At 68.0% G+C, this 17,525-nt stretch carries 15 protein-coding genes; 4 read left to right on the forward strand and 11 right to left on the reverse strand.

Going from position 1 to position 17,525, the window contains the following annotated elements; genetic code table 11:
* Nucleotides 1–164: 164 nt before the first annotated feature.
* Together ybiB and ABDW61_RS12890 are read right to left on the reverse strand one after the other, a co-directional pair.
* Nucleotides 165–1,085: a DNA-binding protein YbiB gene (gene ybiB / locus ABDW61_RS12885; RefSeq protein ID WP_343639161.1), complete on the reverse strand. Its 921-nt coding sequence runs from the start codon at nucleotides 1,083–1,085 to the stop codon at nucleotides 165–167.
* 50 nt (nucleotides 1,086–1,135) lie between these two features.
* Nucleotides 1,136–2,203 carry an ornithine cyclodeaminase gene (locus ABDW61_RS12890; protein WP_343639162.1) on the reverse strand — a complete coding sequence of 356 codons (1,068 nt, stop codon included), beginning with the start codon at nucleotides 2,201–2,203 and terminating at the stop codon, nucleotides 1,136–1,138.
* Between the two features lie 236 nt (nucleotides 2,204–2,439).
* Here ABDW61_RS12890 and ABDW61_RS12895 point away from each other — a divergent pair, with 236 nt between their 5' ends.
* Nucleotides 2,440–2,865, forward strand: a complete 426-nt coding sequence (locus ABDW61_RS12895; protein WP_343639163.1) for an Lrp/AsnC family transcriptional regulator — start codon at nucleotides 2,440–2,442, stop codon at nucleotides 2,863–2,865.
* A gap of 29 nt (nucleotides 2,866–2,894) precedes the next feature.
* On the opposite strand, the gene ABDW61_RS12900 is transcribed toward ABDW61_RS12895, so the two are convergent.
* A complete protein-coding gene (locus ABDW61_RS12900) occupies nucleotides 2,895–3,722 on the reverse strand; it encodes a hypothetical protein (RefSeq protein WP_343639164.1) in 828 nt (275 codons plus the stop codon).
* 61 nt (nucleotides 3,723–3,783) lie between these two features.
* A complete protein-coding gene (locus ABDW61_RS12905) occupies nucleotides 3,784–4,911 on the reverse strand; it encodes a hypothetical protein (protein WP_343639165.1) in 1,128 nt (375 codons plus the stop codon).
* Between the two features lie 112 nt (nucleotides 4,912–5,023).
* On the opposite strand from ABDW61_RS12905, the gene pncB reads away from it, so the two are divergent.
* Nucleotides 5,024–6,238, forward strand: coding sequence for a nicotinate phosphoribosyltransferase (gene pncB / locus ABDW61_RS12910; protein WP_343639166.1), 1,215 nt, complete (start codon nucleotides 5,024–5,026; stop codon nucleotides 6,236–6,238).
* Nucleotides 6,239–6,259: 21 nt separating this feature from the next.
* On the opposite strand, the gene ABDW61_RS12915 is transcribed toward pncB, so the two are convergent.
* Complete coding sequence (locus ABDW61_RS12915) at nucleotides 6,260–7,360, reverse strand: hypothetical protein (RefSeq protein WP_343639167.1); 1,101 nt, start codon at nucleotides 7,358–7,360, stop codon at nucleotides 6,260–6,262.
* A 59-nt stretch (nucleotides 7,361–7,419) separates the two neighbouring features.
* On the reverse strand, nucleotides 7,420–9,882 hold the full coding sequence (locus ABDW61_RS12920; RefSeq protein WP_343639169.1) for a penicillin acylase family protein: 2,463 nt from the start codon (nucleotides 9,880–9,882) through the stop codon (nucleotides 7,420–7,422).
* 78 nt (nucleotides 9,883–9,960) lie between these two features.
* Here ABDW61_RS12920 and ABDW61_RS12925 point away from each other — a divergent pair, with 78 nt between their 5' ends.
* Nucleotides 9,961–10,941, forward strand: a complete 981-nt coding sequence (locus ABDW61_RS12925; protein ID WP_343639170.1) for a patatin-like phospholipase family protein — start codon at nucleotides 9,961–9,963, stop codon at nucleotides 10,939–10,941.
* 26 nt (nucleotides 10,942–10,967) lie between these two features.
* On the opposite strand, the gene ABDW61_RS12930 is transcribed toward ABDW61_RS12925, so the two are convergent.
* From ABDW61_RS12930 to ABDW61_RS12945, 4 genes are all read right to left on the reverse strand, one after another.
* A complete protein-coding gene (locus tag ABDW61_RS12930; protein ID WP_343639172.1) occupies nucleotides 10,968–12,149 on the reverse strand; it encodes a hypothetical protein in 1,182 nt (393 codons plus the stop codon).
* Nucleotides 12,150–12,196: 47 nt separating this feature from the next.
* Nucleotides 12,197–13,432, reverse strand: a complete 1,236-nt coding sequence (locus tag ABDW61_RS12935) for a hypothetical protein (protein ID WP_343639173.1) — start codon at nucleotides 13,430–13,432, stop codon at nucleotides 12,197–12,199.
* Between the two features lie 113 nt (nucleotides 13,433–13,545).
* Entirely contained in the window at nucleotides 13,546–14,115 is a 570-nt protein-coding gene (locus ABDW61_RS12940; RefSeq protein WP_343639175.1) for a YdeI/OmpD-associated family protein, read from the reverse strand.
* 176 nt (nucleotides 14,116–14,291) lie between these two features.
* The gene (locus ABDW61_RS12945; RefSeq protein WP_343639176.1) at nucleotides 14,292–15,581 is read right to left on the reverse strand and encodes a hypothetical protein; all 1,290 of its coding nucleotides are present in this window, start codon (nucleotides 15,579–15,581) and stop codon (nucleotides 14,292–14,294) included.
* Between the two features lie 356 nt (nucleotides 15,582–15,937).
* Between ABDW61_RS12945 and ABDW61_RS12950 the strand changes: the two genes are divergently transcribed.
* Nucleotides 15,938–16,681, forward strand: a complete 744-nt coding sequence (locus ABDW61_RS12950) for a TetR/AcrR family transcriptional regulator (RefSeq protein WP_343639177.1) — start codon at nucleotides 15,938–15,940, stop codon at nucleotides 16,679–16,681.
* Between the two features lie 100 nt (nucleotides 16,682–16,781).
* Here the strand turns inward: ABDW61_RS12950 and phaP are convergent, their stop codons facing one another.
* A complete protein-coding gene (gene phaP / locus ABDW61_RS12955) occupies nucleotides 16,782–17,339 on the reverse strand; it encodes a TIGR01841 family phasin (RefSeq protein ID WP_343639178.1) in 558 nt (185 codons plus the stop codon).
* Nucleotides 17,340–17,525 lie beyond the last annotated feature (186 nt).

The raw sequence follows: 17,525 nt of genomic DNA on the forward strand, positions 1-17,525 counted from the left end.
CTGTCTGTTCATGACGAACCGAGGTCGGCCGCCACGACCCTCGCTCTCCCTCGGTATGGCGCCCAAGCGCCTACCCTGGGCGGGTCGGCCTGTGGCGGCCTGGGCGTACTTTGCTACATACAAGGGCAGGGGAGAGGGTGGGTTTATGGCCGCAGGCCGCGACTTCAAGCGGTCGCCAGGCGGCGCAGTGCGGCGAGTTGATCGGCGATGCGGGGCGGCAAGGGCTCCGTGCTGTCGAGGATCGCGCGGACCAGCGCGGCGTTGTCCGCCGGCTCGCAAGCGGTCGACAACGGCCAATCCAGATCCTCGTTGCTTTGCGGATTGAGATCGATCGCTTGTCCGTCCGCGAAGCCTTGCAGGTGGGCCTTGCGGCGCAGATGCAGATAAGCCTCGCCCTCGCTCGCGCGCATCAGCAGCGCGCGCCCGCCGTCGGCGCTCAGAATGGGCAGCGCCGTGCCCATGCTGTCGACGTACTCGGGATGCGTCACCGCCACCACGCGCACGCTGCGCCCCGGCAGCGGATCCAGCAGCTTGGCGACGCTGTGGCTGCTGTTGCGCAGCCCCAGCCGCGGACGCAGCGCCATCATCGCGTCGAGTCCCGCATGGATTGCCGCCGTCGGCAGGATGGCGAGCCGCTCCGCCTCCAGGCGCTCACCCGCCTGCGCGGCATCCCGCGACACCGTCAGCCCCAGCGCGTCGAACAGCTCGAACGGACTGACCCGGCTGTCGAAGTCATGCCGGCCGTGGATCAGCACCGGGATGCCTTCCCGCGCCAGCAGCATCGCCACCAGCGGCATCAGGTTGGCCTGCTTGCGGGCGCCGTTGAAGCTGGGCAGCACTACGGTGCGAGGCCCATCGGGGGCCTGGACGCGCGCCGCGCCGGCTTGCATGGCCTCGACGAAGCCGAGCAGTTCGTCCAGGCTCTCCCCCTTGATGCGCATCGCGATGAGGATGGCGCCGCGCTCCAGATCCGGCACCGTGCCGTCGAGCAGCTGTCCGAAGAGCTCGCGCGCCTGCTCGCGCGTCAGATCGCGGGCGCCGCGCGCGCCACGGCCGATTTCCTTGAGGAGGGGGGCGTAGTCCATGAGGCGCGCATCTTAAGAGCGCGCCCGGGTCCGTGCCTGCGCCTCCGCTTTCAGGCGGCCAGCGCCGCAGTCTGCGCGGACTGGCCCTGCGGCGCGGCCGGCAGTCCCAGTTCGCCGAACAGGTCCTTGGGATCGGCCATGTCCGGCACCAGCGCCAGCTCGCGGCCCAGTCCCAGCGCCTTCGCGCGATCGCTCAGCCAGCGCAGCGTCGCGAAATCCTCGAGCGCGAAGCCGACCGAGTCGAACACCGTCACCTCGTCCGCCGAGCGCCGGCCGGAGGCCTCGCCGCGCAGCACGCGCCACAGCTCGGTGACCTCGAAGTCCGCCGGCATCTGCTGCAGGTCGCCTTCGATGCGCGACTGCGGCTCGTACTCGACGAACACGCTGGCCTGTTCCAGCACGCCGCGATGCAGCTCGGTCTTGCCGGGGCAGTCGCCGCCGACGCCGTTGATGTGCATGCCGGGCTCGACCATCTCCGGCGTCAAGATGGTCGCGTTGCGCTTGTCGGCGGTGACGGTGGTGACGATGTCGGCGCCGCGGACCGCCTCGGCGGTGTCGCGGCAGCGGATCAGCGTCAGGCCCTCGACGCGCGACAGGTGGCGCACCAGCTTGTCGGTGGCGGCCGGGTCGACGTCGAACAGGCGGATCTCGTCGATGCCGAGCAGGTGATGGAAGGCCAGGGCCTGGAATTCGCTCTGCGCGCCGTTGCCGATCAGCGCCATCTTGCGCGGGCCCGGACGGGCGAGTTGCTGCGCGGCCAGGGCCGAGGTGGCCGCGGTGCGCAGCGCCGTGCTGAGCGTCAGTTCGGAGAGCAGGGTCGGCGTGCCGGTGGCAACGTCGGCGAGCACGCCGAAAGCCATGACGGTGGGCAGGCCCACGCGGTGGTTTTTGGGGTGACCGTTGACGTACTTGAAGCTGTAGAGCGATGCGTCGGAGATCGGCATCAGCTCGATCACGCCGTCATCGGAGTGGTTGGCGACGCGGGCGCTCTTGTCGAACTGGCTCCACCGGACGTAGTCGTCGGCGATGTAGCGGGCCAGGGTCTTGAGGCTCTCGGCCAGGCCGTCGTGGCGGACGACGCGGGCGACGTCGGGGGTGAGGAGCAGGCGGGTCGTCATCGGCAGTCTCATGGCAGTGGGAATGCCTCCATTCTTCGAATCCGCACTGTCAGCAGGAAGCCAGAGAACTGATCAATAATTTGAGCTCATTGAGCATTTCGTCAGCCTCGGCTGTCGTTGTGCCGTGAAATCAGGGTTAACCCAGGGCGCTCTGCGCGCGAATCCGGCCGTTCATGCGCGCTCCGCGCCACGATGGTGCGCCGCGCGCCGGACCTGGAAGGCGGGGCTTCGACGACATGGACACGCTCGACCATCAACTGATCGCGCTGCTGCGCCAGAACGCGCGGGAGAGCATCGCCACGCTCGCGCACAAGCTGAAGGTCTCGCGCGGGACGGTGACCAACCGGCTGACGCGGTTGGAGGACAGCGGCCAGATCGTCGGTTACACGGTGAAGCTGCGGGCCGATGTGGCGCAGCCGCACATCACGGCCTGGATGAGCATCGCGGTCGAGGGCAACCGCACCCGCGAGGTGGTGGGCATCCTGCTCGGCGAGCCGGGCGTGGCGGGGCTGTTCGACACCAACGGGCGCTGGGACCTGCTGGCCGAGTTGCGCGCGGACAACCTGAGCGAGCTGGCCGAGATCCTGGAGCGCGTGCGCCTGATCAAGGGCATCGGCGCGACCGAGACCAGCATCCACCTGCAGACCTACAAGCTGGGCTGAGTTTCGGACCGGGGCCGGGTCCGGCGGCCTCAGCGGCGGGCGGTTTCGGGCGAAGGGGGGCCGACGGGCGCGTCGTCGTCCGGCTCCGCGCGGTCCGGTTCGAGCTCGAAGCGGCCGTCGCGCAGTTCAAGCCGGGTGCGCTGCACCACGGGACGCGGGGAGGGACAGGAGCCTTCGTTGAAGCGCAGCACGATCTCCACGCGCGGGCCGCGTCCGGGGCTCAGCACGCTGACCCCGGAGCTCTGCGGCGCCGCGCCCGCGCCGCAGGCGAGCGGGCCGGGCTTGCCGTCGAAGCCGAGTTCCGCGGCGAGCTGCAGTTCGCCGTCGCGCTCGAGGATCAGGCGCTCGGCGCGGCTCTCGCGGCCGCGGTCGATGTCGTAGCGGCGGCTGCGCAGCAGCCAGCGCTCGTCGGCGATCTGCAGGAGCTGCAGGTCCTCGTCGCCCGAGCCCGGCGCGCCGGGCATCAGCAGCAGGCCCTTGGCGCGCAGCTTCCAGCGGCCCTGCTCGTCGGCGGCCAGCACGGCGGCGCCGAGCGCGGGCACGCAGCCGCCGCAGCGGAACTGCTCGCGCGGGCCGGGCGTCAACTGATAGACGAGCATCAGCTTCTCGACGTTGTGCTCGACATAGCGGCCGCGGAAGACCTCGCGGATGTCGGCGCGCAGCGCCGGCGAGCGCCCGCCGAAGAAGGCCGCGACGCGCGCGTCGCGCCAGGTGTTGCCGCCGTAGACCAGCTTCATCGCCGCGTCCGGTTTGGGCGGCGATTCGATCGCGATCGGGATCTGGGCGCGGACCAGGGCTGCCGCACCCAGGAGCAGGGCGGCGATCGAGCAGCGGATCAGGTCGGCGGCGTGAGGCACGGAGCGTTGGAGGCGATGAAGGCAGGGCGCATCATCGCCGAGCCGGCGTGAAGCCGGGCGCTCAGTAGCGGGGCTTCTTGCGAGGCAGGGTCATCACGAACTCCGGGACCTTCTCGAAGTCGACAGGCACTTCGGCAAGGCCATAGTTGATTGTCAGCCTGTTCCGCGTGCGTTCAGACTCCCATGGTTCCAGTTGGGAATGCCCCAGGAAAATGGCGTCGCGCCAGACGTCGTCCGTGACGTTTCCCGAACCGTGTGCATGCAGCTTCTCGCGCAGCAGGTGCTCTTTTGGCCATTCGGGGCCGCCCACCTTTTCAGTCATGAATGCCGCGAACCGATCTTGCCCGCTCGCGGAATCGCGAAGGATGCGAAAGGAGATCCTCGATCCCTCGAGCGTGATTCCGGGGCCGGCGCTGACACGATTTCCGTTGCGGTCGACGACGCTGACGAAGGGGCTGCCGATATCGAATGAGGTGGCTCGAACGATGAATTCCGGATTCTCATTGGCGGTCCAATCCGGCAGTTGAACTGAGAACATGAGAGTGCCCACCTCCTGCGGCTCATGACGGCGCAAAAGGTGAGTGTCCGCCGAGGCCACGATCTCGCGGCTCTGACACCAGTGGTCCGCCCGCCCCGGCTCGTATCCGGTGATCTGCCATTGCGTCCCGAGCAGGGCCTTGCCGCAGACCACGGGCGCGATCAGCCGGCCCGGAGCGGGCTCGCCCTTCTGCTGCCCCCATTCGCAGTTCGTGCCGTCGGAGGACATGCACATCGTGTCGTTGTTCGGCGTCTTCGACAGCAGGAGGCGGAATCCCAGCATCTCGTAGTCCTGCCACTTCGCGAAGAGATTGGCGTAGGCGACGTTGCACCAGTGGTTGGTCTGGTCATAGCCTGTGGCACCGCTGTACTTGTCCGCGTACGGGGCGCCGCAGGTCAGTGGCTTCACGAGCGTCTCGTCGTCGGAGGGCGTTCCGGGCTTGCAGTGCTGGCCGTCCTCGCTGTAGCAGCTGAAGTTGCCATCGGCCTCGACGCGATAGGACTGGCCCTTGAAGACTTTCCAGGCCGAGGCTTGAGCAGGGGTTTCGGTCGTCGCGGGAGGCTCGTCGACCGGCTCGGACTTGGCGTGGGCCTGGAGGCCGGCCAGCATCAGCGCGGCCGCCATCACGGGGCGTAAGGGGAAGAACTGCATCGAAAGGCTCCTGCGAGCAATGAAGGAGCCCGCTGGGTGCGGCATGCCAAGCGAGTGCGCATGACACCCCCAGCCGGGCAGGCCGCCGCCCTCGCGGGTACAGTCCCCGCCCATGAGCCGCCCCTCGACCCACGCCCCGGTGATCCGCAGCCTGCTGGAGACCGATCTCTACAAGTTCACGATGTGGCAGGCCATGCTGCATCGCCATCCCCAGGCGCAGGCCGAGTACCGCTTCGCGTGCCGTAACACGCCGCAATACCCGCTGGCCGAGCTGGTGTCGGACCTGGAGCGCGAGATCGACCACCTGTGCTCGCTGACCTTCCAGCCCGACGAACTCGAGTACCTGCGCGGGCTGCGCTTCATGAAGCCCGACTTCATCGACCTGCTGCGCATCTTCCGCTTCCAGCGCGACTTCATCTCGGTGCGCGCGGAGGGCGAGAAGCTCGACATCGTCGTGCGCGGGCCGCAGGTGCATGTGATGGGCTTCGAGATCTTCGTGCTGGCGATGGTCAACGAGCTTTACTTCCGCCGCTTCGACCACGGCCCCGCGATCGAGGAGGGCCGGCGCCGCCTGGCGCAGAAGGTCGACGCCATCCGCGCCTTCACGCGCGACGAGGCGCCGCGCCGCCACCCGTTCCAGTTCTTCGACTTCGGCCTGCGGCGGCGCTTCTCCGGCGCCTGGCATGCCGAGGTGCTGCGCACGCTGCGCGACGAGCTGCCCGAGACCTTCCGCGGCACGTCCAACGTGCTGCTGGCCAAGGAGCTCGGCCTGGTGCCGATCGGGACGATGGCGCATGAGTACCTGCAGGCCTACCAGGCCACCGGCGTGCGGCTGCGCGACCACCAGAAGGCGGCCCTGGAGGACTGGGTGCAGGAGTACCGCGGCGACCTGGGCATCGCGCTGACCGACGTGATCGGCATGGACGCCTTCCTGGCCGACTTCGACCTGTACTTCGCCAAGCTCTTTGACGGCCTGCGCCATGACTCGGGCGATCCGGTCGAGTGGGGCGAAAAGGCGCTGGCGCACTACGACCGGCTGCGCATCGACGCCAACACCAAGCGCCTGGTGTTCTCCGACGCGCTGGACATGTCCAAGGCGCTGGCGCTGTACCGCCACTTCGCCGACCGCGTCCAGCTGGGCTTCGGCATCGGCACCAAGCTCAGCAACGACATGGGTCTGCCGACGCTGAACATCGTCATCAAGCTCACCCATGTGAATGGCCAGCCGGTGGCCAAGCTCTCCGACAGCCCCGGCAAGACCATGTGCGAGGACCAGACCTTCCTGGCCTACCTGCGGCAGGTGTTCAAGGTGGCGCCGCCGGCCTGAGCCGGCGGGCGGCGCGCAGGCTCAATGCGAGATGCGCGGGGCGGGGCGCTTGCGAGCGACCACCGTTTCGTAGATCGCCGGCATGTCCGTGGCATGCTCCCAGGACTCTGGCCGGTTCCTCTTGAAGGTGAGCGTGAGCTGGTTCTCCCGCACTTCCTGTGTCGAAGCGCCCGCCTCTTGGCGGAAGTAGGCGGACGGATCGTCCCAGCGTTGATGCGGATGGAACAAGGGGGGCGTGCGACCGTAGCCGACCCAGTACTGCAGATCGTCCGTCGGTTGAATCCGAACCGTCATCAGTCCGTGCCCCGGGGAATCGATCCATGTGACCCGTCCATCGCGGCGGGTCACATGGAACCTCATCGAATCCTGTGACTTCAGCCGCGCGGCCCAAACGATGTCACTGGACGGGAGTCCTGGAACTGTGGGGAACTCGTAGGAGATGGTCGACGGGGAAATCGAGGAGGAGGGCCGCCAGGGGGAGGTCGAATCGCTGAAGAGCCTCGTCTCCAGATCGAAGCTGCCGGGCGCGAATTCCATGCTCACGGGCGGATCCAGCTGCTGCTCCATGATCTCGGGGGACTGGCACCAATGGTCGGGCTGGTCGTCCTCATAGCCGGAGAAGCCGGTCTCCTTGAGAAGGGCCTGCCCGCAGGCAAGCGGAACCACTTCCGCCCGCTTGACGCGGCCGCGCTCTTCACCCCATGCGCACTTCCTGCCGTTCGCGGATGCGCACATCGGGTCGCCGTTCGCGTTCGTGGCGAGCAGCACCGGCAGGCCGAGGATGTCGTAGTCCTGCCATCTCGCGAACAGCTTGGCATGCGCCGTGTTGCACCAGTGCCCGCGCGTGTCATATCCCGTCACTCCCCATTTCGCCTGGGCATCGCGTCCGCAGGAGAGCGGCCGGACGAGTTCGGGATACCGGGACGGCGCGCCGGCTTTGCAGTTCCACGCGTCCTCGCTGTAGCAGCTGAAGTCGCCGTTCGCGTCGAGGCGGTAGTACTGCCCGTCGAGTTCCTTCCACTCGGAGGGCGCCGCGGGTGTGGACGGTGTCAGCGCCCAGGCATGCGACGCGAACAGGATCAGCGCCGAGGCGCAAACGCGGAGACGAAATGGAGGGCGCATCGAGAGGCTCCTTCAGCCAGTTGAAGAAGCCGCTCAGTCGCTCTCCCGGGACGATCGGATCAGTCCCGATGCGCGGTGATGCGGTGGATCACCGGCCCGGCCAGCAGCGGCGTGGGCTTGCCCTCGACCCAGTCCTGGTGCCCCGCGCCGTAGAACGGCGACATCGGATGCCCGCTCTGCCCGCCGGGCATCGACAGCCAGCCCAGCTCCTCGCGGCCGGGCGAGACGACCAGACGCTCCGACTGCCCGAAGGCCGGTCCCGTCACGTGCGGCAGGTTGCTGTCACCGCCCTGCGGCACGGAGGGCATGTCGAGCCAGCGCGACAGCAGCGGAATCGCCTTGGCCAGCGGATGCTGGATGTGGCTTGCGTTCTGAACGCCCCAGGTCGCCGCGCCGAGGTTGCCATCCGGCGCGATCTCGCGCGCCGCGTCGTCCAGCTGCGCCAGCAGCAGCGCGTCCCAGCTCGCGTAGGCCGCGGGCAGCAGATGCATCGGACGCTCGTCGACGGCGCGCGCGACGCTGTATTCGAACTGGCCGCGCCAGCGGATGCGGCGCTTGGGATCGAGCTGCCTGTCGCCGAGCGCGGGCAGCGTCCACGCGGTCCACAGGGTGTCGAGCATGCGCAGCCGCGCCTGCCGCACCAGTCGGTAGGCGGCGGAATCCGCGTCGGCGCGGCCGTTCCAGTTTTCCAGCAATTGCACGAAGGCCTTGTGCGTCGGACTGGCGCCGGCATCGCCGCGCGCCGCCGCAAGGAATCGCGCGGCCCAGGTCTTCATGAAGCGCGCCTCATCGTCCGCGTGGATGGCGCCGATGGAAGCCTCGTCATGCTTCTCGCGCTCCGAGAGGCGATCGCGGATCTGCTGCGCGCGCGCGCCGAGGTCGAAGCCGCCATCGCCGAGCAGCTCGCCCGCCGCGCCTTCGAGCTGGCGGTTGTTGGCAGTCCAGAGCTGGCCGCGCGCCGGCGACAGCACCTGCGGCGCGCGGTCCGGATCGAGCCAGTCCTTGCGCATCGCCGCGGGTGGCACGAAGCGGCCGTAGACCTGCGGCAGGCCAGGCTGGGCCCACAGCCGGCCGGCGATGGTCCAGCCGATCTGGCCATCGCTGTCGGCGGCCAGGAAATTCTGGTGCGGCATGCCGGCGCGCTGCGCGACGGCGAGCGCCTCGCTGACATGCTTGACGCCCAGCATCCGGTCGGCGTCCAGGTTGAAGGCCGCGCCCTCGTGCGCGATCCAGTGCAGCGCGAAGCGGCGCGGGCCGTCCTCGGCCACGATGGGCGCGCCGTCGAGCTCGCGCACTTCCATCGTCACCGCGGGGCGGCCCTGCACTTCGATGGTCTCGGTGCGGGTCACCAGCTTGGCGTCGCGCGGCACCTCGACCCAGTCGTACCACTGGCCGTAGGCGTTGGTGAAGCCCCAGGCCACGTGGCCGTTGGTGCCGACGACCAGCGCCGGCAGGCCGGGCAGCGTCACGCCGGCCGCGCGCAGGCCGGCAGGTCCGGCGCCGATCTGGAACTGCGCGCGATACCAGATGCTGGGCACGCCCAGGCCCAGGTGCATGTCATTCGCCAGGATCGCCCCGCCGTGCGTGGTGCGCGAGCCCGCCACCGCCCAGTTGTTGCTGCCCAGCACCGGCGGCTCACCGCCACCGCCAGGGCCCGGGGCCGCGCTGTCCTCGCCGTCGGCATCGTCATCGTCGGTTGGCCGCAGCAGCGCCGCCGAGGCCGCGCCCGAGCGGGCGGGCGGTCCGCTGGCAGGCTCGGACAGCGAAGGCGTCGTGGAAGGCGCCTCGGCCTTGCGCCTGACGTCGAGCTGCTCCGGCGCCGGGATTGGCGGCGGCGGCATCTGGCTGCCGTCCAGCGCCGCGTCCCAGCGGCCGCCGCGCGGATGCAGCCAGTCGAAGACGGCATCGCCGGCGCGCTCGCGCAGCATGGCGCGCTCGAAACCGACCTCGTAGCTGCCGGACTGCAGCATGAAGTACATCTCCGCGATCACCAGCAGCGAATCGACCGGCGTCCAGTCCTGCGGCCTCGCGCGCAGCAGCAGGTATTGCCACGGGCGCGCCGGCAGTGCGTGCAGGCCGGCGTTGACGCCCTCGGTGTAGGCGAGCAGCAGCAGCTGGTCCTCGCTGGGGAGCTGCTCGAAGCGGTCGGTCAGCCGCGCGCGGAGCCGGTGCATGCGGCGCGCGCGGTCGCGCTCGAGCGCCTTCTCGCCGAACAGCGCCGCCAGCTCGCCGGCCGCCGAGCGGCGCGTCAGGTCCATCTCGAAGAAGCGCTCCTGCGCGTGCGCGAAGCCCAGTCCGCGCGCCACGTCCAGCCGCGTGCGGCCTTCGACGACCAGCGTGCCGCGTTCGTCGCGGCCCAGGCTGAGCGGCGCGCTCAGGCCGGGGATCGCGGCGTCGCCGTCGAGCTGCGGCAGGCTCGCGCGCACCGAGGCCCAGATCCCGATCGCCGCGGCGATCAGCAGCAGCGGCAGGCCGATGAGGCCTCGGACCATCCAGCGCCGCAGCGCGCTCTCTCGACTCATGAGTTCTCCTGATTGGGGCGGGATTGTGCGTGCGCAGTGCAACAGGACTGCTACAGCGTTTCCCTAAAATCCTGCGCCATGTCTTCAGACGACCGCGACCTTATCAAGACCACGCAGGCGCTGCCGGCGATGGTCTCCCGCCGCCGCTGGCTGAGCGCCGCTGGCGCGCTCGGCCTGACCGCGCTGAGCGCCTGCACCACCTTCGGGCCAACGGCGCAGCCGCCCGTCGTGACAACACCCGACCCCGAACTGCCGGCGCCGGTCACGCCCAAGCCGGTGCCCAAGCCGCCGCGGCTGGGCCTGGCGCTGGGCGGCGGCGCGGCGCGCGGTTTCGCGCACATCGGCGTGATCCAGGTGCTGGAGGAGAACGGCATCAAGGTCGATCTGGTGTGCGGCACCTCGGCGGGCAGCCTGGTGGGCGCGCTGTACGCGGCGGGGCGCACGGGCAAGGAACTGCAGGCGGTGGCCGAGCAGATGGACGAAGGCGCGATCACCGACTGGACCTTCCCGATGCGCGGCCTGATCCGCGGCGAGGCGCTGGCGCGCTACGTGCGGCAGATGACGGGCGGGCGCGGGCTGGAGCAACTGCCGGTGCCGCTGGGCATCGTCGCGACGGACCTGGGCGATGGCTCGCCGATCCTGTTCCGCCAGGGGGACGTGGGCACCGCGGTGCGCGCGTCGAGCGCGGTGCCGGCGGTGTTCCAGCCGGTCAAGATCGGCAACCGCGAGTACGTCGACGGCGGCCTGGTGGCGCCGGTGCCGGTGCGCTTCGCGCGGCAGATGGGCGCGGAGCTGGTCATCGCGGTGGACATCGGCGAGCCGCCCGATCCGAAGATTCCGGGCGACGCGATGCGCATGCTGATGCAGACCTTCTCGATCATGGGCAAGTCGATCAACCAGTACGAACTGCAGGGCGCCGACGTGGTGCTGCGGCCCAAGCTGGACGGCTTCAGCGGCGCCGACTTCACGACGCGCCGCCGCGCCATCGCGCTGGGACGCGAGGTCGCGACGGCGACGCTGCCGGAGATCAGAAGGAAGATCGCGGCGAAGACGCGGTGAGTGCGCGGTCGGGGCTGGCCGGCCCGCTAAAAGGCGGGAACCTTGCGCTTGCGAGTGAAGGTCACGTCGACGACGTACAGGCTCAGCATGTCAAAGCGGTCATGTTGCGCTGCAAGGCCACTGGAGGCGATCAGCAGGTGGTGCGGCGTCAGTTCCCGCGACAGCTCCCAGGGCAGTGGCATCGAGGTGGCGCCTTGCAGGACAGGAAGATGTTCGTCGGCCATCCGTTGGAACGGATGGGTGGCGTCGTGGACCTTGGACGTCCAGGTCAGATCTTGGCCGAGCGGCGCGCTGTGCTGCTCGAATGCGATGCTTCCGTCGGGCCTCGTTGAAGCCTTGACCACAAGAATGTCCCTGTCGTGCGTTCGTCGCCGAGGCTCTTGGCGCACAGCTGACCAGAACGAATACGGGCGAAAGTAGTAGTCCGCGATGTCGGTCCTGTGAGAGACGCCGACAGTGACAGCCGAAGTGAGGAGCTGCTCGTCGCGGTTGAACCGGCGCTCCATGCGAACGACCCACCGCGGCTCATCGCCCGCCGACCACGCAGGCAGCGGGATGATGTAAGCCTTCTGTTCCGCGGGGAAGCCATGGATGCCCCTGCCGAGGTCCGACTTCTCCTTCATGCCGGCGAAGACCGGGACGATCTCCCGGCTGCTGCACCAATGCTTGGGGTCGTCGTATCCCTTGCTGCCCGTCCGATCGCGCAGCATGCGGCCGCATACCAATGGGTTCAGTCCGGACGCCGGCGTGGGCGCACCCGCTGGCATGCAGGTCGTTCCGTCCGCCGATCTGCACATGACGTCGCCGCGCGGCCCAGTGGCCAGCTCGACGTTGTGACGGAGCGGCCTGTAGCTGAGCCAGGTCGCGAATAGATTGGCGTAGGCCTTGTTGCACCAATGGTCGATGACCTGATAGCCGGTGCGCTTGCGGTTGTCGCCGCCCCAGCGCGGGTCGTTGCACTTGAGCGGCCATCCCTTGGCGGTCGGCGTGTTGAGGCTGCAGGTGTTGGGCCGGTCGCTGTCCTCGGCGTAGCAGCTGAGATGCCCGTCCGACTCGAGCCGGTAGTGGTGGCCATTCCATTGCTTCCATTCGGTGGCAAGCGTTTGTGGGCCAGTGTGCGCCGCTGAGGCACCGGCAGCGGACGAGAGGAAGAACATCACGGCGCTGGCAAGAAGCCGGAAGCCGGAACTGGAAGGGTGTCTGCGCATGCGCGGATCTCCGAAGAAAAGGGAGAGAGAAAAGCAAGAAAGCGCCGTCAGAACGCCGGGATCTTGCGCTTGCGAGTGAAGGTGACGTCGGTAACTCGCAGCATGGTTGAACGGTAGGCATTGCTGGCGACGACGCCCGATCCGACATGGAGCATTTGGAGATGGCGAGGCGTCGCCTTGTAATGCACTGACCACGGGGCTCCGTTCGCCGCACGCTGGTCGAGCAGCCACTTGAATGGTTCGCTGGCACGGACTTCTGGTCGCCACGCCAGGTCCCATGCACGCCCGTCGTCGCCGCGAAAGCCCAGCGGCGTACCTTGATGCTTGAATTCGATGCTGCCGTCAGCTTTCTCGGAGACCACGACGACAAGTTGGTCGCTTCCCTGCCTCAGAGGCGGTTCGTCGCGGCTTGCTGACCAGATTGCGAAGGGACGATCGAGAAGATCGCCGGCGCTGTCCCCGCGAGACAGTCCCACGGTGACCGCAGTTTTCCTCGGATAGAGGGGGTTCCAATCGAGCGGCGTGGCGAACACACGTTCCATGCGCACCACCCATTCAGCTTGGTCATCGCCCGTCCACCTTGGCAGGGGAATGTCGACGGTCTCTTGGAACCACCATTCCCGATCCACGATGCCCCCTGCGGGGCCATACCGATCTTCGCCGTTCCAAAGCAAGTTTCTTTCCGCGCCGGCGAAGACCGGGACGATCTCCCGGCTGCTGCACCAATGCTTGGTATCGTTGTATCCCTTGCTTCCCGTGCGGTCGCGCAGCATTCGACCGCATACCAGCGGGTTCAGTCCGGATGGTGGCGTGGGAGCGCCCGCTGGCAGGCAGGTCGTTCCGTCCACCGACTTGCACATGACGTCGCCGCGCGGTCCCGTGGCCAACTCGACGTTGTGACCAAGCGGCTTGTAGCTGACCCAGGTCGCGAACAGATTGGCGTAGGCCGCATTGCACCAATGGTCGATGACCTGATAGCCGGTGCGCTTGCGGTTGTCGCCGCCCCAGCGCGGGTCGTCGCACTTGAGCGGCCAGCCCTTGGCGGTCGGTGCATTGAGGCTGCAGGTGTTGGGACGGCTGCTGTCCTCGGCGTAGCAACTGAGATGACCATCTGCCTCCAGCCGGTAGTGGTGGCCGTTCCATTGCATCCATTCGGTGGGAAGCGATGGAGGCTCGGTGGCGGCGTCGGCCAGTGCCGACGAGGCGCCAGTGGCGAACGCAAAGGTGAGCATCGCCGCGCGGACATTGCGCCGCGTGTTGGAACGGGAAGGGCGTCTGCGCATGCGCGGACCTCCAAGGCAACGAAGAGGCCCGATCAGTCGTCAAGTGACTCCCTCGGGCACGGCGACTTTTCGTCGCGCGCCTCAGGTGCAATCGGGGAACCGCGAGGCGGGCGTCAGAGCCGTTCGCCGCGCGCGCTCGCCTCGATCAGCTTGTTCAGCCGCGCGAGCTGCGTCTCGGGCTTCTTCGCGCTGAGGATGTGCCAGACGCTGGTGCGGCGGTAGCCGTCCGGCTGTGCCTGGAAGAACGCCCAGGCCTGCGCATCGCGCATGAAGATGACCTCATGCGCGGGCGACAGCTCCACGAGTTCCTTCGGCTGCTCGAACGAATACACCCGCGAGCGCTCCTCCTGCCGGCGCCCAAACGCGGCCAGCCCCGCCGGCTTCATCCGGCCCTCCTGGATCAGCGCCTCGGCGCGGGCGATGTTCACCGCGCTCCAGATCGACACCGCCTTGCGCGGCGTGAAGCGGATCTTGTAGCGCTTGTCGTCGATGCGGGTGCGCACCCCATCAATCCAGCCGTGGCACAGCGCCTCGTCCACCGACTCCGGCCAGTCGATGCTGGGCGTGCCCGTGGCGCGCTTGTGGAAACCGACCACGACCTCGGTGGCCGTGGCGGCGTGCTCGTCGAGCCAGGCGCGGAACTCGGCGGCGCTGGCGAAGAAGATCGGAGTACGGGCGGCCATGGGGGTGAAGTATGCCCGGCTGGCTCCAGCCGTCAGCGCTGGCGCGCCCATTGGAGATCAGAAGGAAGATCGCGGCGAAGACGCGGTGAGTGCGCGGTCGGCGTCTTTTCGTCTCGCGTGTCAGGCGCAAACGGTGAACCGCGGCGCGCGCCTCAGAGCCGTTCACCGCGACGCGCTCAAGGCGCAGGCGGAGGGGGACGGCGACGAAACATGACGGCTTGCGCGAGCGGGGCGATAAATGTATTCCCGCCCTTGAACCCCCACCCTGCCGAGATAAAGAGGGTTGGGTATCGGGCCCCTGGGACTGGACGATGGAGTGGCCGTGCGTCGAAGTTCACGAGATGTTTGGGATCCGCAGCGACGCTGTCCCAACCCCCGCTCAGGTATCGGCGAATGCCGTCGGGCCCCAGGACCGTGATCATCGTGAATCGGCCCAGAGGCCGCCTGATATCAACCGCGATCTTTTGAGGCTCTTCTTTGCTGGATTGCTCGGAAGGCCCGCTGCCGTCGCTTGCCGAATGGGGCCCGATGGTCGGGAACAGCCATGCCTCCCCATTGCCGTCCGGCACGGTCGGAGGCCTGTACTGCCACACGTCCCGCCAAGCGTCTTCATCGTCGGCGGCGGAAGGCGAACGGAAGGGAATGGAGAGCCCGTTATCAATCGTCAGCTTGAAAGGAGCATTAGTGGCGAGGACCTCGGAGTCGTCGTCGAGCAATTGGGGCTGGACGCGGACCAGCCAGGTCACCTCGTCGCCAGCGGCCCAGTTCGGCAGGGAGATCGCGTCAGTCCAGCCATTGGGCTCCACTCCGGCCATATGGTGCGTAATCGATGAACGCCCACGGTGGAGCATCAACTCGGGCGACTGGCACCAGTGCTTGGCATGCTCGGGTTCATAGCCGCTGAAACCAAAGCGTTTGAGCATGGGGCGGCCGCAGACGAGTGGGTTCACGGGCGTCTGCTCGTTCAGCGGCAATCGGACCTGGTCTGCCGGCATGCAGGTCACACCATCCATTGACAGACACATCACGTCCCCGCGCGGCGTCGTGGACAGGTACTGCGGATAGCCGACCACGGTGTGATCCATCCATTTGGCGAAGGCGCCGGCATAGACCCAGTTGCACCAATGGTCCGGACGGCGGTGCCCGTTGCCTTGATAGCCGGCATCGGTGAGACCCGGACCTCCGCGTGGCAGGCGATCGCAGCGCAGAGGCCGGGACTTCGCTTTGTCGGGCACATTGATGCTGCACGTGCGACCGTCTTCGCTGTAGCAGGCCAACTGGCCGTCGTCGAGGCGGTAGTGACCTCCCTGGTAGGGTTTCCATCCGGAGAGGTCGACCTCGGCCTCCACCGCGGGATCGGAGGTGTCGGCCCAAGCCGACAGTCCGAGTGTCATGACGACGATGAAGCCGACGGCGAAGACGCGAGATCTCGAAGGTCGCGTGCTGGCTGGGGCACGAAAGATCAATCCAGTCTCCTGGAGTTTGCAAGAGCCGGTCAGTGAAGGTTGCTGCAGGTCAACCCATCGTGAAAACCTGCGACCGCGCGCGGTCGTTCGGGGTCTTAAGGATGTGCCAGACGCTGTTCCGCCGGTAGCCGTGCTCCAGCCGTCAGCGCTGGCGCGCCCATTGCCCTTGAAGCATTGCAACCGGATTCACGTCGCGTCGCGCCGCGCGCCGCGAGGGGAAGCCGGACGCCAGGCAGGCCTCTGGTCGTACCCGTACGGAGCCCGGCGCGCGGCGGTTGCACCCGGGTTCGTGAGGATCCAAGCTCGCCTGGCCTGGGATAACGTACGCGGACAATAACTTTGGGGACAGGAACGCCGTGTCAAACACTGACCAGGATCCGGGCCGCGAGCGGCCCCGTCTTCGCCGCGGACCGGCCGAGATGGCGGCGCTCAAGCGCGAAATGCTCGAGCGCGCCCGCAAGATCTACCGCGACGAGGGCGTCGAGGCGCTCAGCATGCGGCGCCTCGCGCAGGAGCTCGGGATCTCGACCATGGCCATCTACAGCTACTTCGAGAGCAAGAAGGCGCTGCTGGACGGGCTGTGGATCGAGGTGTTCGAGTCGCTGACCGACGAGCTGCTCGACGCCTCCAAGGGGCAGCGAGGCCCTCGCAAGGTGCTGGAAGCACACACCCGGTGCCTGCTGGACTTCTGGGAGCGCCACCCCGAGCAGTTCCGCATGATCTACATGTCGCTCACGCAGACCGGCACGCTTGAGGAGATCGGCCAGTCGCAGCAGCCGGTCTACAACCGGCTGCTCGGCCTGATGCGCGAGCGCGTGGCCGCCTGCGCGCCGGACGGCGTCGAACCCGACGAGGCGGCCATCCGGACGATGTGCGATCAGATGTCGGTGCGGACCATGGGCTATCTGATGATGGTGATCGGATTGCCGCGCTATCCGCTGTTCGATCGCGATGCACTGCGCGAGTCCACGGTGCAGGGCGTGCTGCGCGACGTGGCGGAGCAGGTCGGCCGCTTGACGGGCGGCGGCACGTCAGCCTCGCCCGCCGCCGCTTCGGGCCAGGCGGCCGAACAGCCGGCGCTGCGCACCGGCTCCGACTGAGCAAAAAAAAGCCCAGCGAAGCGCTGGGCTTGAAGGGCACTTGGGAAGCGGAGCTTCCGTGGGTACCGAGGAGACAACCGTTACGGCAACTGTCGTTCGCTCAGGCCGCGGCGCGCTTGGCGCCGCGGGTGGCGTTCTGGGTCGCCTTCACCGCCGTGCTGGTCACGGCGTTGAAATTCGATTCAGCGATTTCGGAGGCTTGCTTGGCGGCCTTGTGCAGGCTTTCGTAAGCGTTGTTGGCCGCGGCCACCGCCGACTTCACCAGAGCAACAGCATTTTCCGTGCCAGCCGGAGCGTTCTTGGTCGCGTTGTCGACGACGGCGCCGAACTTCTGCTGCGCGTCGGCGACTTGCGCCTCGGCCAGGCGGACGAATTCGGACGAGGTCGACGAAGCGATGTCGTACAGGTGGCGGCTGTAGGCGACGGCCTTCTCGGCGGTCGGTTGCAGCAGCGAGGCCTGCAGGGCCCACAGTTCCTGCGGATCCTTGACCGCGATCGCCTGCTGCGCGGTTTCGGCGGCTTCGCCGAGCGCCGTCTTGGCGACCTGCAGGTTCAGCTCGACCAGCTTTTCATAGCCTTCGAAGGCCTTGGCGGTCAGGCCGAAGAACGAGGCCTGCAGGTTCTTTTGTTGGTCGAGCACTTGGTCAGCAGTCAGCATGCGAGATCTCCTTGAGGAATGACGTCAGCCAGGAACACGCGGCAGGCTGCGAGCCGTCGCTACACGTTTGTTGCGGTGCAGCATGAAGCCAGTATAGGAGCGCCGCGAGCGATTGCAAGTACTTTTTGTGCATTGCAGCAAAACCGGGTGCGGGGCGCCGTGGAGCGGCTCTGCTAGCGTCCGCAC

Source organism: Roseateles sp. (genome assembly GCF_039595595.1).
Lineage (GTDB): Bacteria > Pseudomonadota > Gammaproteobacteria > Burkholderiales > Burkholderiaceae_C > Roseateles.

Bases quoted from the DNA above. Each gene is read 5' to 3' on its own strand.
- phaP (WP_343639178.1), bottom strand. From the start codon at position 17,339: ATGCTGACTGCTGACCAAGTGCTCGACCAACAAAAGAACCTGCAGGCC.
- ABDW61_RS12915 (WP_343639167.1), bottom strand. From the start codon at position 7,360: ATGCGCCCTCCATTTCGTCTCCGCGTTTGCGCCTCGGCGCTGATCCTG.
- ABDW61_RS12895 (WP_343639163.1), top strand. From the start codon at position 2,440: ATGGACACGCTCGACCATCAACTGATCGCGCTGCTGCGCCAGAACGCG.
- ABDW61_RS12920 (WP_343639169.1), bottom strand. From the start codon at position 9,882: ATGAGTCGAGAGAGCGCGCTGCGGCGCTGGATGGTCCGAGGCCTCATC.
- pncB (WP_343639166.1), top strand. From the start codon at position 5,024: ATGAGCCGCCCCTCGACCCACGCCCCGGTGATCCGCAGCCTGCTGGAG.
- ABDW61_RS12905 (WP_343639165.1), bottom strand. From the start codon at position 4,911: ATGCAGTTCTTCCCCTTACGCCCCGTGATGGCGGCCGCGCTGATGCTG.
- ABDW61_RS12940 (WP_343639175.1), bottom strand. From the start codon at position 14,115: ATGGCCGCCCGTACTCCGATCTTCTTCGCCAGCGCCGCCGAGTTCCGC.
- ABDW61_RS12930 (WP_343639172.1), bottom strand. From the start codon at position 12,149: ATGCGCAGACACCCTTCCAGTTCCGGCTTCCGGCTTCTTGCCAGCGCC.
- ABDW61_RS12890 (WP_343639162.1), bottom strand. From the start codon at position 2,203: ATGACGACCCGCCTGCTCCTCACCCCCGACGTCGCCCGCGTCGTCCGC.
- ABDW61_RS12935 (WP_343639173.1), bottom strand. From the start codon at position 13,432: ATGCGCAGACGCCCTTCCCGTTCCAACACGCGGCGCAATGTCCGCGCG.
- ybiB (WP_343639161.1), bottom strand. From the start codon at position 1,085: ATGGACTACGCCCCCCTCCTCAAGGAAATCGGCCGTGGCGCGCGCGGC.
- ABDW61_RS12925 (WP_343639170.1), top strand. From the start codon at position 9,961: ATGTCTTCAGACGACCGCGACCTTATCAAGACCACGCAGGCGCTGCCG.